Origin of the sequence: Streptomyces sp. NPDC057702 (genome assembly GCF_042799315.1) — a bacterium.
GTDB lineage: Bacteria > Actinomycetota > Actinomycetes > Streptomycetales > Streptomycetaceae > Streptomyces.
In genome coordinates this window covers 5,756-21,294 of record NZ_JBHVJC010000050.1, presented here as the reverse complement: position 1 = coordinate 21,294, position 15,539 = coordinate 5,756, and the positions used below count along the sequence as shown (strand labels likewise).

Genomic DNA, 15,539 nt, shown 5'->3' with positions numbered 1-15,539 from the left:
CCCGGGGCGGACGGACCCGGCCAGGTCACCCGGGGCGAGCCGCGCCCCCGGCCCGGGTACGTGCCGAGCCGGGGTACGCACCGGGGCGGGCCGGCCGGGGGCGCGTACGGGCAGCCGCCGGGGTAGTCGGTCAGCGGAGCGAACTGGCCCGATGGCACCATGGCCGCCGCCTGTCAGCCGCTGCCACGATGGGCTCTTCGGCACGCACCACGTGGGAGGACTTCATGCAGGTTGGGCAGCCCAGTCTCACCGCCCGGGGCGCTGCGGCCTTGCGAGCGGCACACCAGGAGCTGGACGGCGGGCAGGTCTTCGCCGACCCGTACGCGGCGGCGATCCTGGGCGACCACGCCGACGACCCGGTGTGCGCCGCCGCGTTCGAACCGGGTCGCGAGCCACTGCGGGTCAGCGTCGCCGCGCGCTCGCGCTGTGCCGAGGACGCGCTGGCCGAGGCGGTGCGCGAGCGCGGGGTGCGGCAGGCCGTCGTCCTGGGCGCCGGGCTCGACACCTTCGCCTACCGCAACCCGCACGCGGCGGCGGGGCTGCGGGTCTTCGAGGTCGACCACCCCGCCACCCACCAGTGGAAGCGGCGGCGACTGCTGGACGCGGGCATCGAGGTGCCCGCGTCACTGACGTTCGCGACGGTCGACTTCGAGCGCTCCGACCTGGCCACGGGCCTGGCGGCGGCCGGGTTCGACACCGGGCGGCCCGCGTTCCTGATGTGCCTTGGCGTCGTGCCGTATCTGACGGCCGAGGCCCTGGCCAGCGCGTTCGGCTTCGTCGCCACCCTGCCGCCCGGCTCCGAGGTCGTCTTCGACTACTACGAGCCGGCCAGCGCGCTACCGCCCGAGCAGCGCGCCGCGCACGAGCGGCGAAAGCGGTGGGCGGCGGAGCGGGGCGAGCCCCTGCACAGCTTCTTCACCCCCGCCGAGATCGCCGCCCGGCTCACCTCCTGGGGCTTCACCCGGACCACGGACGCGCCCTTCAGCGACCTCGCCCGGCGCTACGCCCACGGCAGCTCGGTGGCCGAGGCGCTACGGGACTCGGGAGGCCACGTGATGCGGGCCGTGATCTGACGACGCGCCCCCGCCCGCATCGCACGCCCGCCCGCGCACACCGGACGCGAGGCCGGCGCGCGGTGCGGGTGACGCGCCAGTGGGCAGGTATGGGCGGACGGGGCACGCCGGGCGAGGGGACGGGGGCGGGGGCATGCGATCCGTAGGGGCCGCGCTGGCGGTGGTGGCGACGGCGTCCGCGCTGCTGCTCGGCGCCTGCGTCGTCGGCGGCGAGGACGTGGTGAGCGCGCCACCGGGCGCGCCCCGGCTCACCGCCACGCCCTCCGACGGCGGCGACGCGACGCGCCCCGGCGGCGGGCCCTCCGGCGGCTCGCACGGGGGCGCGTTCGCCGACCCCGGGGACCGGGACCTGTGGCGACCCGACCGGATGGCGCGGGCGCGGCAGCCTCCGCAGGCCGACACGGGCGACGGACGGGGGCCGGGCGGCACCGACCGGGTCCCGAAGCCCGTGCCCGCGCGCCAGGTGCCGCGCCCCTACCACCGGAACATGGCACCGGTCGGCAAGGTCTTCTTCGACCGCCCGGACGGCCCCACGGTCTGCTCGGGAACCGTGGTGCGGGACCCGGCCCACCCCGGCCGGTCCAACCTGGTGTGGACCGCCGGCCACTGCGTGCACGCCGGGGCGCGCGGCGGCTGGATGCGCAACATCGTGTTCGTGCCCTCGTACAACGACCGGGGCCACCCCGCCCCCCGGGTGGCCGGGGCCGCGCCCCGGGAGGTGAGCCCGTACGGCGTGTGGTGGGCGGACTGGTCGCAGACCTCGGACGGCTGGCTGCGGTACGGCGGCACGCGGGACGAGCGGGGCTCGGCGTACGACTTCGCCGTGCTGCACGTGCGGCCCGAGCACGGCGCGGCCTCGCTGGAGGAGACGGTGGGCGCGGCGGTCCCGGTGTGGTTCGGGGCGCCGCCCGCCGGGCGGATCAGCGGGATCAGCGTGTACGGCTACCCGGCGGCCCCGCCCTACGACGGGGCGCGCATGTTCCGCTGCGCCGGCCCGCCCGGCCGGCTCGCCGCCGGGCGCGGCGCGCCCGCCCTGTACCGGGTGGGCTGCACGATGACCGGCGGCGCGTCCGGCGGCGGCTGGTTCGTCAGCCGCGACGGGGTGACCGTGCTCGTGTCCAACAGCGCGATCGGCTCGACCGCCCACACCTGGCTCGCCGGCCCCCACCTCGGCCGTGCGGCCCGCGAGGTCCACGCGGCGGTCAGCCGCCGCTTCGCCACCGACTGACGGGAGCGGGGCGGGGGCGCCCCGGGCCGGGCCGGGAGGGGCCGGGGTGCTCGGGCCGGGGCCGGCTGGTCGAGCCGGCCCGGGCCGGGGGCCGGGGCCGGCCGGGCTGGAGGTGGCGTCCGGCCGGGGTGGGTCAGCGCCGGGTCGGGCCGCCCCTCGGCCGACCCGGCCCGTCGGTCGGCGTGCCGGCCCCGGCGGGCCGGTGACGGGACGGCCCGGAGTGCGACGAGGGGCGCGCACGGGCATGACGTACGACACGGTGTACGCCCCGCGCACCGGCCCGGGGCCGTCGGCACCCACCGGCGAACCGGGCCCGGCGCCGCCCCGTACCAGCTCGGCGCCCCGGCCCCGACGGGCGCGCGTGATCGTCGGGCCGGCCGGACGATCTCCCGTCGCGGGAACGGCCCGTGGTACCCGCCGCGCCCCCCATAGAATTGCCGAATGACTCCCCCTCCCCTCGATCACGACCTCGACGACGCCGCCACGCCGTCCGGGGCCTTCGACGCGTCCGAGGCCCCCGGAGCGCGGGCGGACAGAGCCGGAGCGGCGGACGCCGGAGACGGCTCGGCGGCCGGTCGCGTGCTGAGCCGGGTCTTCGGCTACGACGCCTTCCGGGGCGAGCAGGAGGAGATCATCGAGCACGTCGTCGACGGCGGCGACGCGCTCGTACTGATGCCGACCGGCGGCGGCAAGTCGCTGTGCTACCAGATTCCCGCGCTCGTACGCGGCGGCGTCGGCGTCGTCATCTCGCCCCTGATCGCCCTCATGCAGGACCAGGTCGACGCCCTGCGGGCGCTGGGCGTGCGCGCCGGCTTCCTCAACTCCACGCAGGACTTCGAGGAGCGGCAGGTGGTCGAGGCGTCGTTCCTCGCCGGCGAGATCGACCTGCTCTACCTGGCGCCCGAGCGGCTGCGCACGGAGTCCACGCTGCGCCTGCTCGACCGTGGCCAGATCTCGCTGTTCGCGATCGACGAGGCGCACTGCGTCGCCCAGTGGGGCCACGACTTCCGCCCCGACTACCTGGCGCTGTCCGCCCTGCACGAGCGCTGGCCCACCGTGCCCCGGATCGCGCTCACCGCGACGGCCACCGAGGCCACCCACGAGGAGATCGCCGTACGGCTGAACCTCAAGGACGCCCGGCACTTCGTCGCCAGCTTCGACCGGCCCAACATCCAGTACCGCATCGCGCCCAAGAACGAGCCGAAGAAGCAGCTTTTGGCCCTGCTGCGGCAGGAGCACCCGGGCGAGGCGGGCATCGTCTACTGCCTCTCGCGCGGCTCCGTCGAGAAGACCGCCGAGTTCCTGGTCCGCAGCGGCGTCGACGCGCTGCCCTACCACGCCGGCCTCGACGCGCGGGTGCGCGCCGCGAACCAGTCCAGGTTCCTGCGGGAGGACGGCGTGGTCATGGTCGCCACCATCGCGTTCGGCATGGGCATCGACAAGCCCGACGTACGGTTCGTGGCCCACCTGGACCTGCCCAAGTCCGTCGAGGGCTACTACCAGGAGACCGGCCGTGCCGGGCGTGACGGCCTGCCGTCCACGGCCTGGCTCGCCTACGGCTACCAGGACGTCGTCCAACAGCGGAAGATGATCGAGGGCTCCGAGGGTGACGACGCGCACCGCCGCCGGCTCGGCAGCCACCTGGACGCGATGCTCGCGCTGTGCGAGACGGTCGAGTGCCGCCGGGTACGCCTGCTGGCCTACTTCGGCCAGGAGTCCACGCCGTGTGGCAACTGCGACACCTGTCTGACCCCGCCCGACTCCTGGGACGGCACGGTCGCCGCCCAGAAGTTCCTGTCCACGATCGTGCGGTTGCAGCGGGAACGGCGACAGAAGTTCGGCGTCGGGCAGATCGTGGACATCCTGCTCGGCAAGAAGACCGCCAAGGTGATCCAGCACGACCACGACGGGCTGTCGGTCTTCGGCATCGGCGCCGACCTGCGCGAGGCCGAATGGCGGGGCGTGGCACGGCAGTTGCTGGCCCAGCGGCTGCTCGCGGTCGAGGGCGAGTACGGCACGCTGGTGCTCACCGACACCAGCGGCGAGGTCCTCGGCGGCCAGCGCAAGGTGCCGCTGCGGCGCGACCCGGAGCCGGCCAAGCGCGCCACCAGGTCCGAGTCCCGGAGCGGCGGGAGCGGCGGGGCACGGCGGGCCGCCGTAGTCGACCTGCCGGACGCCCTGGTTCCGGTCTTCGAGAGGCTGCGGGCCTGGCGGGCCGCGACCGCCAAGGAGCAGGGCGTACCGGCGTACGTCATCTTCCACGACGCGACGCTGCGTGAGATCACGGCGCTCTCCCCGAGCACCCTCGACGAACTGGGCACGGTCTCCGGCGTCGGCGAGAGCAAGCTGGCCAAGTACGGTCAGCCGATCCTCGACGCCCTGGCCGAACTGCGCGCCGACGGCACCCTGCCCAGCGGCGCGGACACCGGGAGCGGACCCGGGGCCGACGCGGGCACGGGCGGTGCGGATGGTGCGGGCGGTGCGGGGTCGGCCGGGGCCGCGCGTGGTGGCGGCGGGTCGGCGGCTGCCGGTTCGCGGGGCCAGGGCGGCGCGCGGGGCGGCGTGGCGGGTGCCGGTGGTGGCACGGCGGACGGCCCGGCGGGCTCGGGCGCGGCCGGCGGCGGCGCGGGCCGGGGCGGGGCGGGGCCTCGCCCGGCGGCCGGGTCGCTGTACGACTGGTCGGACGCGGACGAGGAGCCCGAGCCGGAGCCGCCGTTCTGGGACGAGGGCGCGTAAGCGGCCCACGACGCGCCCCGGCCCGAACCTGACACCGCCCCCGCGGGGCGGCGGCCGGGTCCGGGCCGGGTCGCGTCAGGCGAGGCGCCCACCGGGTGGGCGCGTCGCGACCGGGGCCGGCGGGCCCCACGGCGGGCGTCAGGCCAGCAGCTCGGCCTGGAGCGTGATGTTCTTGACGCCGGCCAGGGCCTGGCTGACCGGGCAGTTCGCCTTGGCGTCGGCCGCCGCCGCCTGGAAGTCCTCCTCGGACAGGCCGGGCACGCGGGCCTTGACGGTCAGCACGATGCCCGTGATGCCCTCGCCCGGCTGGAAGGTGACGTCGGCCTGGGTGTCCACCGACTCGACGGTGAAGCCCTTGCCCGCGAGGCCGTGCGAGAAGGCCATGGAGTAACAGGAGGAGTGCGCCGCCGCGATGAGCTCCTCGGGGCTGGTCTTGCCGCCCGGCTCCGCCGAACGGGCCGGCCAGCTCACGTCGTACGTACCGATCTTGGACGAGTCCAGGGCGACGGTGCCCTTGCCCTCCAGCAGATTGCCTTCCCAGTGCGTGTGGGCGGTGCGCGTCGTTGCCATGCGGGTGCTCCCGGTTCCTCAGCGTAAAAGCGGTGTGCGCCGCCTAGCTTAGGCACGCCGCGCGACCGGAGGCGGGCGGTTGTCCGGCGATCGGGCAACGCCTGGCGTACGGGACCCCCGCGCTGGCGTAACGCGCAGGTGCTCCGCACGGGCCTCACGAGCGAGCGGGAACACGGGAGCGGACTCCCCGGGGCGTACGGGGCACGGGGGGCGCGGGGGCGGGCGCGCGGGGCGGGCGGAACCTGGCGTGCCGCCGGCGGACAGCGGTTCCGGCGGGCACCTGTTGACCCTTACGTCGCGTCAGGCCGCAGGCTTTTCCCGAACGGGAGGACACTTTCCATGAGCTATTCCGTCGGGCAGGTCGCCGGCTTCGCGGGCGTGACGGTGCGCACCCTGCACCACTACGACAAGGCCGGGCTGCTGACCCCGAGCGAGCGCAGCCCGGCCGGGTACCGGCTCTACAGCGACGCCGACCTGGCCAGACTGCAACAGATCCTCTTCTACCGGGAGCTCGGCTTCTCCCTCGACGAGATCGGCGCCATCCTCCAGGACCCGACGGCCCACGCCCTGGACGCGCTCCGTCAGCGGCACCGCGAACTGACCGAGCAGATCGCCGGGTTGCGGCGGCTGGTGGAGGTCGCCGAGCAGGCCATGGCGGTGCGCGACACGGGGATAGAGCTCTCTCCGCGCGAGCGCTTCGAGGTGTTCGGAGAGGTCGCCTTCGACCTGAGCTACGCCACCGACGCGCACCTGAAGTGGAGCGAGAGCAAGGGCTACCAACGGTCGATGGCCCGCGCCGCCGAGCACACCAAGGAGGACTGGCGGCACCTCATGGCGGAGGCGGGCGCGTGGCGCGAGCGGCTGCTGGCCGCGTTCGACGCCGGTACGCCGGCCGACGGCGAGGTGCCCCGCGAGCTGGCGGAGGAGCATCGCCAGCACATCGGCCAGTGGTTCGTGCCCTGCTCGCCCGAGATGCACTGCCGCATCGCGGACGACTACGTGGCCGACGCGCGCGCGTTCGCCCTGGTCGTGCCCCCGGCCGAGCAGCGCCCCGGCCTCGCCGACTTCCTGCACGCGGCGGTCTACGCCAACGCCCGGCACCGGCGCAGGTGAGGCGGCGATGAGGATTCTCGTCATGGCGGCGGGCTCGCGCGGCGACGTCGTGCCCTACGTCGGCGTCGGCGCCCGGCTGCGCGCGGCAGGCCACGAGGTCGCGCTGGCCACGCACGCGCCGTACGCGGGAGCGGCGACCGCCGCCGGCCTGGCCTTCCGCCCTCTCCCCGCCGACCCCCGGGCAGCCAGCGGGGCCACCCCGCGCGGCACGGCTGGGCGGGAGGAGGCCACGCGGGGGGCGGGCGGGGAGGGTGGCGTGCCGAGCCGGGGGCGGGCCGGGCTGTTGCGGGCCGCGTCGGCGTTCGTGGGGCGACTCGGGCCGGGCATGGTCGAGGCGGCCCGCCCCGGCGCCGATCTGCTGCTGCTCTCCACGACCACCGCCCCGCTCGGCTGGCACCTCGCCGAGGCCCTGGACGTCGACAGCATGGGCCTCTACCTCCAGCCGGTGGCGCCCACCGGGGCCTTTCCGCCGGTCGTCGGCGGCACCCGGTCGCTGGGTCGGTGGGGCAACCAGGCCGCCGGGCGGCTCGCGCTGCGCGTCGTGGACCGTGTCCACGCGGACGCCGCCCGCGCGCTGCGGCACCGCCTCGGGCTGCCCCCGGCCGGCAGCCGCGCGGCGCGCCGGGCCCGGGAGGCGGCCGGCTGGCCCGTGTTGCACGGGTTCAGTCCGGCGCTGGTGCCCCGCCCGGCGGACTGGCGGCCCGGCCTGCAGGTCACGGGCAACTGGTGGCCGCACCTGCCGGCCGACGCCGCGCTCCCGGCCGAGTTGGCGGACTTCCTCCAGGCCGGCCCGCCACCGGTGTTCGTCGGCTTCGGCAGCATGGGCGGCGGTCACGGGGAGCGGCTCGGCGAACTGGTCGCGCGGGCGCTGCGCGCCGCGCGCGTGCGGGGCGTGGTGCAGTCGGGCTGGGCGGGACTCGCCGCGCACGGCGACGACGTCCTGACCATCGGCGAGGTGCCGCACGCGCTGCTCTTCCCACACCTGGCGGCCGTGGTGCAGCACGCGGGGGCGGGCACGGCGGCGGCGGCCGTCCGCGCGGGGGTGCCCAGCGTGCCGGTGCCGGTCCTGGCCGACCAGCCGTTCTGGGCCCGCCGGCTGGCCGCCAGCGGCGCGGCCACGCCACCGATCCCCTTCGCGGCCCTGACCGCCGACCGTCTCGCCGCCTCGATCACGCGGGCCGTCGGCGAACCGGAGCTGGGTGTCGGAGCCCGGCGGCTGGCCCGCCGGCTCGCCACGGAGGACGGCGCGGGGGCGGTGGTGCGCGCCGTCGCGGCCCTCCCGGTGGCGGGCGGGTGAGCGGGGTGGGCGGGCACCGGCCGTCGCGGAGCGGGGGCGGGCCTTCGCGCGGGGGCCCCGGGCGAAGGCTCGGGCCGCTATTCCATGTGGTCGGGGCAGGGCGTGCCGCGGGGCAACTGGTACGGCGCGGCGATGTGGTAGGTGCCCGCGTACGGCGCGTGCAGCACCGTCCACTCGTCCTCGGGCTGCCCGTCCTTGGCCTCCACGACCCGCTTGGTCAGGCAGCCGTTGAGGTTGACCGGCACGCCGCCCTCGATGTCGGACTTGGGCGGCTTGATGCTCTTGCCCTTGTCGTCCACGAGGCCCAGCCACGGCGAGTACGGGACGCGGATCAGGACCGGGCCCGCCTCGTCGACGGTGAGCGTGAGCTGGTCGGGCTCGGCGATGACCAGCTTGCCGGGCGGCTCGGCGACCGGCGTCGGGTTCTCCACCGCGTACAGCTTCCAGCTCGCGTTCGACCACATCTCGCGCAGGTACGGCAGGCCCTCGGTGATCAGCTCCGCCTCCTGCTCGCCCGCGTTGTCCACCTTGCCCGCCGGCAGCACGACGTAGTGCACGGCCCAGCGGTTGAGCCAGGCGCGGTAGCTGTGCGGGGTGAGCGAGTCGTCGTAGAAGATCGGGTTGCGCTCCAGGTCGGCCTGGCGGTTCCAGCCCCGGGCCAGGTTGACGTAACGCAGCAGGGCGGACGACTCGCGGTGACTCTTGGCCGGTACGACCTCGACCCGGCCCCGCTGCTTGGCGTTGATCTGCTCGAACTGGTCGAGAAGCGGTGCCAGCTCGCGGGCCCAGGCGGCGGAGGGCGTGGTGTTGATGATGTCGTCCGCCGACTTGAAGCCCTGCCACACGGTGACCGCTACGAGCGCGCTGGCCAACGCCACCCACTGGCGGCCGGTGCGCAGCAGCGCCGCGCGGCTGGGCCGAGGGAACTCGGGCAGCGCGGCGATGAGCACGACGCCGCCGAAGAGCATGCCCAGCCGGGTGATGTTGCTGCCGATCTGCGAGGGGATCAGCCAGGCCAGCAGCACGGCCAGCGCGTACAGGCCACCGACGAAGCGCACCGTGCGCCAGCGCGGCGGGCTGAAGACCAGGGCGCCGACGCCACACAGGAAGGGCAGGACCGCCGACCAGAAGCTCATCGGCTGCTCGCCGGAGAAGGGGAACAGCCACCAGGACAGGGCCACCACGATGGTGGGCGTGATACCGAGCGCGTACGCGGCCCAGCGCCGCTTGGTCAGCCACAGGGCCGCCGCCACGACGCCCACGAACAGGCCGGCCACCGGGCTGCCCATCGTCGCCAGGGCGGCCAGCAGCGCCGCGAGCAGCCAACGCAGCACCTTGTGCAGGGCCCGCGTGGACCGCCACCGCGTCGGCCAGGCGAAGATCACGGCGAGCGCGGCGAGCCCGAACATCGTGCCGAGGCCGAACGTGACCCGCCCCGAGATCGCGTTGCAGACCAGCGCGAAGGCGGCGTACAGCGCGGGCCACAGCGGCTTGCGCACCGAGCGGCTGCGCACCAGCAGCAGTGCCACCAGGCCGGCCGAGAGCGTGCCCGCTATGACCATCGTGGTGCGCACGCCGAGCACGGCCATGAGGTAGGGCGAGATGACGCTGTACGAGACGGGGTGCATGCCCCCGTACCAGGCGAGGTTGTACGCCGAGCCGGGGTGCTGGAGCGCGAACTCCGCCCAGGCGTCCTGTGCGGCCATGTCGCCGCCGCTGTTGGCGACCACCAGCACCCACACCAGGTGCAGCAGGCCGGCGAAGACCAGTGCGGCGGGGACGGGGTGACACAGCGCCCGGGTGATTCGGCGAAGCATGCCTGGCCGCTCCCGGGTGTCAGCCGAGCCGCCGTCGTCCTCCTTTGACCGTCGTGGTGCGGGTACGCGTATGAGTCCCGCGGCGCTTTCCTGGTCCTGTTCGGCCCGCGCCGGATCAACGGTGGTCACTGCGGCTCTCCCCGTCTTCCCCGAGGGTCATCCCCCATCTTCAACGCTGCCCGGGCGGGTCTGCCACCCGGTGGTCTCGCGCTGGGTCGCGATGGGGCGCGTAGGACGGCGGCCCGATCGGGACCCCGCGACGCTAGCACGGCCGGGCGTCGTGCCAGAGCTGAGGCGAGCTCGTGACCTCGGCATTCGCCAACTCTTCACTGGTCAGCCGGGCGCGGGGGCACGGGGTTCACGGAGCCTACGCACCTCGCGTCGGGCGCCGCCTGCCCGGCCGGCCCATCAGGTGGCCCACCGGGTGGTGCCCGCGCGGGCGGCGGGCGGACGCGGGAGTGCCCCCGGCTCGGTCGCCGGGGGCACTTACGCCCGCCCCGTGTCGTGGGGCCGCGCGGACCGGTGGGCGCGCACCGCGCGACGCGGGTCGGGTGATCCGGGTCGGGCGGTGCGCGCCGGTGGGCGGGTCAGGTGACGCGCACCAGCTTCGTGCCGAAGGACGGCTCGGACAGGTCGTCGGCCAGCGCCACCGGGACCTTGACCTGGCCGGGGCCCTCACCCACGGTCAGGGTGCCGATCTCGGTGCCCGCCGCCGCCTCGTGCGGCAGCTTCTTCCCGCCGTCCGTCAGTTCCAGGTCCACCGTCAGGCCGGGCCAGCCCACCGCCGTGACGTCCTTGACCGCGACGACCGGGGTCTTCCCGCCGAGACCGTCGTCCACCTCGCCGACCACGTCGCCCTTCTTGACGACCTTGCGGGCCTGGAGCAGGTCCTGCGTCGTGAGGATCAGCTTCTTGCTCGCGTCCAGGGCGCCGGTCAGGATCGAGTTGTCCCGCTTGGCCGGGGGCTGCGAGATCACCGCGCCGATGATCAGCTGCGTGGTGCCGCCGATCTCCTTCTCGGCCGCGAACACCAGGTTGCCGCCCGCCTTGGTGGTGGTGCCGGTCTTGATGCCCACCACGTTGTCGAAGGGCACCAGGTGGTTCCAGTTGCCGTGCTCCTCGCCCCGGCTGTCCTTGTACTTGGGCATCTTCACGACCTCCCGGAAGACCGGGTTGTCCATCGCCTTCTTGGCCAGCTTGACCTGGTCGGCGGCGGTGCTGACGGTGGTCGCGTTCAGGCCGCTGGGGTCGGTGTAGGTGGTGTTCCGCATCCCCAGGTCCTTGGCGGCCTCGTTCATCTTCTTGACGAACTCGGCCTCGGTCCCGGAGTCCCAGCGCGCCAACAGCCGCGCGATGTTGTTCGCGGAAGCGATCATGATGCTCTCGATCGCCTCCCGCTGGGTGATCTGCGCCCCCTCGTCCACCTTGACGACGGACTCGCCGTCGGCGTCCTTGCCGGCGTCGGCCGCCGCCTTGGGGTCGATCCTGATCTTGGGCCCGTCACTGCCCGCCTTCATCGGGTGATCCCGCATGATCACGTACGCGGTCATCACCTTGGCCACACTGGCGATCGGCGCGGGCTTCTCCTCCCCGTACGCCCCCAGGCTGCCCAGCCCCTCGACCTCCACGACCGCCTGCCCCGACGCGGGCCACGGCATGGCGGGCTTGGCGCCGTCGAAGGTGAACGTCTCGCTCGCGGTCAGCTCCAGCGTGGGCGTCGGCAGCGGGCGCACCGACTGCGCGACCCCGAACAGGATCGCCACGAGCAGCACCAGCGGCGTCCAGATCTTGACCCGGCGCACGACGGTGCGGGTCAGCGTCTGCGGAGGCGGCGGCGTGTTCGTGAGCTGCGCCAACAGGTCGAGCGGCGCCTGCGGACCAACGGCCTGCGAAGCATCGGGGGCCGCCGTGGCGCCCCTGGCCGCGACGGCCTCGGGGTCCAGCACCGGCTGCCGCGCGGTGCGCTCGGCCTCCGGCACCGCGCCCGTGGTCGCGGACGCGGCGGCGCCCCGCGTGCCCGTGGTCGGCTTCGCCGGCCGCTCGTCGGCGGACTTCAGCGGGACGAACTGGCTGGTCCGCTCGGCGCCGGACTCGGCCCGCGAGGCCGCCTGGCCGCGCTCGGCCCCGCCGGCGCCCCGGCCCCGCTGGGTGCCACGGTCGGTAGCCGCGCCGGTGGTGCCGGCGCTCGGCGTGTCCGACGGGCGCAACGCCTTGAAGGCGGTCGTCGGGCGGTCGACGGTGCCGTCCTCCGCGTCCGCGTCGGCACGCCCGCCCGCACCGGCCGCCCGGGAGCGGCCCGCGTCCCGGTCGGAGGTGGCGGACCCGCCGACGTCCTTGCCCTTGCCCGGAGCCTGGTCCGCGCCCCGGCCCGCCTCCTTGTCCCGGTCCGTGGCGGCGGCGGTGTCGCGCTCGCCGGAGGGGTCGTCGGCGGCGTCCCTCCGCTGCGGGCGCAACGTGCCGAACACGGAGGTGGGGGTGTCACCCGAGGTGGTGCGCGCCGGCCGGGCCGGATCGCCGCCGCCCCGCTCGCCGCGTACGCCCGTGGCGCCGCCGTCCTTGCCGGTCCGGCCGGCGTCCTTGCCCGCCTGGCCGCCGCCGGTACCGGTGCCGCCGTCGCTCCCGCCGGCCCGGCGGTCGCTCCCGCCGGCACCGTCGCTCGCCCCACGGCCCTGGTCGCGGGCACCGTCACGGTCACCGGCGCCGGTGCTCCCGCCGTCGCGGGCGCCGTCGGTCACGCGCCGCGCGGCCTCGTCGCGCGCCACGCGCTTTCCGGCCGCCGCACCGTGTACCGCGCCGAACACGGCCGTCGCCCGGTCGGCGGGCGTGCCCGCGACCCCACTCGCTCCCGAAGCGGAACCGGATACGGAATCACCGTCGGCCGATTCGTCCAGCGAATCCGCCGCCCCGTCGCTCGGGGTCCGCGCCGCCGCGCCGTCGGTCGTACCGTCCCCGGAGCCGCCCGCGTCGGCCGTACGAGAGGTCCCGCCCGCCGTGGATGTCGGAGCCGCGCCGGGCTGTCGTGGCGCGTCGCCACCGGCGGCGGGCCGGTCGCGGCTCGCTTCGTCGTCCCGGTCGTCGGGGCCCGCCTTGGCCACCCACGCGGCCACCGCGGCCCGCAACCTGGCGTCGCGGGCCGGTGTGCTCCGGTCGGCGTGGTCGCCGCCGGCCGCTATGCCCCGTTCGCCGTCGGCCGACCCGGCCTCGGCGTCCGCCGAGGAGTCAGCCGGCGCGTCGGCGGCCCGGGACTTCGCGCCGGACCCGGAACCCGAGCCCGAACCGGAACCCGTACCGGAGCCTCCGCTTGTCGGTGCTGCCACGCCGTCCGCGTCGGCGTCGGCGCCCGTGTCAGGGCCCGAGCCCGAGGCGGCGTCCGCGCCGCGCCGCGTCGGCAGCGCACCGGCGCGCAGGACCGCGGTCGCCCGGTCCTGGCCCTCGGGGTCCGCTCCCGCCGCGTCCGCGTCGACCGTGCCACCGCGTGCGGCCTCGCCCCGCCGCTCGCCCGCGCTCGGCTCGTCGTCCGCGTCGTCCGCGCCGGTCCGGCCGCCCTCGCCCCGCCCGTCGCCTTCGCCCGACCCACCGGCACCAGCCCGGCCGGCCGTGCCCTGGGGCTGGCCCGTACCCGCGGCCTCGCTCCCGTCCTGGGGCCCGCCGGCGTTCCCGTCCCCGCTCGCACCCTTGGCGCCAGCGGCGCCCTTGGACGCGTCCGCGTCCCTGGACCCGCCCGCCGAACCGGTGCCACCACGGCCGGTCGCGGTAGCGCCCGCGCCGGTGCGGCCCCGACGCGATTCGCTGGCGCGAACCCTCGCGCCGTCAGCGTCGCCGCCCGCCGTCCGCGCGCGGTCGGCGGGCTCGTCGGCGGTGTCGGCCGCGCCGGCCGCCTCGCGGGGGCCACGGCTGGCGCCGGGCGCGTCCGCCGCCGCGTCGGAGCCGGCGCGCCGAGACGTGGTGAAGACCGCCGTCGCCTGGTCGTCGGACCGTTCCCGGCCCACGGGCTCACGCTGATCGGATTCCGGTTCCGCTTCCGTCCGCGTCCGGGCCGCGCCCGAACCGCGCCCCGGCACGCCGGACGCGCCGTTCTCGGATCCGCCCTCCTCGGGTCGACGCCCGGCCCCGCTCGCGCGTCCAGCGGCGCCCGAGGAGGGCTTGGAGGCGCCGCCAGACGCCGCGGCGCGGCCTCGCGCGCCCGGCGTGCCGGCGGCCGTCCGTGCGGCGCCCTCACGCGCCGGGGCGGAGCGCGAGGTCTCCTCCGCTTCGCCCCGGTCGGTGAGCCGCGGGTCACGTTCGCCCCTGTTGGTCTCCCCCGATGACTTTCGCTGCACTGACCTGTCGGGGGACTCGCCCGCCACCGATGCCTCCTCGAAATACGTCGCGCGGGACGCGCCACTGCCCATGGCCTCGCGTCCCGCCGCCCAACCGTCTGTCCAGTGTCCTGTGTCGCCACGGCGCGCCCGCACGGCCGCTCCGCCAAGGGGCGTCGCCCACCTGCTAGACGAGAACGACATACCTACCGGTTCCCGCTCGAAGTGCCCACGCGCTCTCGACAGACCAATGTGAGAGGGGTCACCCTGTCATTCATCCACGCGGGGAGGCATGGATGGGCAGGAGCCGCAGAACAATTCCGGAGGAGCTTCTGCTGCTCGCTTTGGACCCGGCCACGGGAACCACGGCGCAGCCGCAGTCGCTTGACCTCGGCCTTGCCGGGGCCCAGCTAGTAGAGCTGGCTCTGGCAGGACGGATAGCCCCAGATGGGGATCGTATCGCCGTGGTGCTACCACGGCCGACCGGAGATCCGACATTGGACTCCGCGCTCGAACTGCTGCGCCGACGCGGCAGTCCGGTGCGGGCCGTCCACTGGATCGGCGGGCCCCGACTGGGGCTGCGCCAGACGTATCTCACGCACCTGGAGCGGTGCGGCATGGTGCATGCCGTGGCGGGCCAGATGTGCGGGGTGCTGCCGACGACGCGCTACCAAGCGACGGAGACGGCCATCAGCCGGGAGATCAGGGCCCGGCTCGATAACGCGATCCGTACCGGCATACCGCCGGACCCGCGGACCGCGGCGCTTGCCGCCCTGGCCCACGCGGTCGGGCTCGGCAAGCACCTCTACCCGGGCAACGAGGGGCGTTCGTCGCGCTCCAGGCTCCGGGACCTGATCAGGCACGACCCGATGGGCGGGCTCGTGGCGCACGCCGTGATGGACGTACAGAACGGTGTCGCCGCTCAGCCGAGGCGAGCTCCGGCCACCGGCCGGCAGGCCGCCGGGGCTCGGCCCGTGGCGGACACCGCGACGAGCGTTCCGGCGCCGTCGGCGTCCGCCAGCGGGAACATGGCACGCGTCGGCGCTCGCTGACGAGGGCCTGGCGTCGAACGCGACGAAAAACCGTTTCGTCGACGGGTGACCGAACAGGACGCTGTCCGGTCGACCCGTCGCAGCCGACGCTCTGCCGGCCGACCCGGCGCCCTCGCGGCGCCCCTCGGCCGGCACGACGCCACCGCACCACGGGCTCGTCCCGGCACCACCAGCTTCACCCACGCACCACCAGCACCATCAGAACAACCAGCACCACGCCGACCACGGCGCCATCGAGCAGGACGCAGGACCCGCGGGGGCCCGCCCCCCGCGGCCCCCCGCGCCCCCAAAGGACAAAAACAACAACCAGCCCCCCCGCGGGGGGGCCGGCATACCGCCAGGGGCGGCACCCCCC

At 75.7% G+C, this 15,539-nt stretch carries 9 protein-coding genes; 6 read left to right on the top strand and 3 right to left on the bottom strand.

The window, feature by feature from the left end:
- Nucleotides 1-224 precede the first annotated feature (224 nt).
- The 3 genes from ACFVFR_RS29045 to recQ all read left to right on the top strand — a co-directional run bounded on the left by ACFVFR_RS29045 (nucleotide 225) and on the right by recQ (nucleotide 5,037).
- Nucleotides 225-1,073, top strand: a complete 849-nt coding sequence (locus ACFVFR_RS29045; protein ID WP_383707052.1) for a class I SAM-dependent methyltransferase — start codon at nucleotides 225-227, stop codon at nucleotides 1,071-1,073.
- Between the two features lie 133 nt (nucleotides 1,074-1,206).
- A complete protein-coding gene (locus tag ACFVFR_RS29040) occupies nucleotides 1,207-2,301 on the top strand; it encodes a trypsin-like serine peptidase (RefSeq protein ID WP_383707050.1) in 1,095 nt (364 codons plus the stop codon).
- Nucleotides 2,302-2,742: 441 nt separating this feature from the next.
- Nucleotides 2,743-5,037, top strand: a complete 2,295-nt coding sequence (gene recQ, locus ACFVFR_RS29035) for a DNA helicase RecQ (RefSeq protein WP_383707048.1) — start codon at nucleotides 2,743-2,745, stop codon at nucleotides 5,035-5,037.
- A gap of 138 nt (nucleotides 5,038-5,175) precedes the next feature.
- Here recQ and ACFVFR_RS29030 read toward each other — a convergent pair whose 3' ends face one another.
- Nucleotides 5,176-5,607, bottom strand: a complete 432-nt coding sequence (locus ACFVFR_RS29030; RefSeq protein WP_383707046.1) for an OsmC family peroxiredoxin — start codon at nucleotides 5,605-5,607, stop codon at nucleotides 5,176-5,178.
- A gap of 339 nt (nucleotides 5,608-5,946) precedes the next feature.
- Between ACFVFR_RS29030 and ACFVFR_RS29025 the strand changes: the two genes are divergently transcribed.
- Both ACFVFR_RS29025 and ACFVFR_RS29020 read left to right on the top strand, forming a co-directional pair.
- Nucleotides 5,947-6,720: a MerR family transcriptional regulator gene (locus tag ACFVFR_RS29025; RefSeq protein ID WP_383707044.1), complete on the top strand. Its 774-nt coding sequence runs from the start codon at nucleotides 5,947-5,949 to the stop codon at nucleotides 6,718-6,720.
- 7 nt (nucleotides 6,721-6,727) lie between these two features.
- On the top strand, nucleotides 6,728-8,017 hold the full coding sequence (locus ACFVFR_RS29020) for a nucleotide disphospho-sugar-binding domain-containing protein (protein ID WP_383707042.1): 1,290 nt from the start codon (nucleotides 6,728-6,730) through the stop codon (nucleotides 8,015-8,017).
- A gap of 77 nt (nucleotides 8,018-8,094) precedes the next feature.
- On the opposite strand, the gene ACFVFR_RS29015 is transcribed toward ACFVFR_RS29020, so the two are convergent.
- The gene (locus ACFVFR_RS29015) at nucleotides 8,095-9,963 is read right to left on the bottom strand and encodes an MFS transporter (protein WP_383707040.1); all 1,869 of its coding nucleotides are present in this window, start codon (nucleotides 9,961-9,963) and stop codon (nucleotides 8,095-8,097) included.
- Nucleotides 9,964-10,421: 458 nt separating this feature from the next.
- Nucleotides 10,422-13,823 carry a D-alanyl-D-alanine carboxypeptidase gene (locus tag ACFVFR_RS29010; RefSeq protein WP_383707038.1) on the bottom strand — a complete coding sequence of 1,134 codons (3,402 nt, stop codon included), beginning with the start codon at nucleotides 13,821-13,823 and terminating at the stop codon, nucleotides 10,422-10,424.
- A 605-nt stretch (nucleotides 13,824-14,428) separates the two neighbouring features.
- Here ACFVFR_RS29010 and ACFVFR_RS29005 point away from each other — a divergent pair.
- Nucleotides 14,429-15,184: a GPP34 family phosphoprotein gene (locus ACFVFR_RS29005; RefSeq protein WP_383707036.1), complete on the top strand. Its 756-nt coding sequence runs from the start codon at nucleotides 14,429-14,431 to the stop codon at nucleotides 15,182-15,184.
- Nucleotides 15,185-15,539 lie beyond the last annotated feature (355 nt).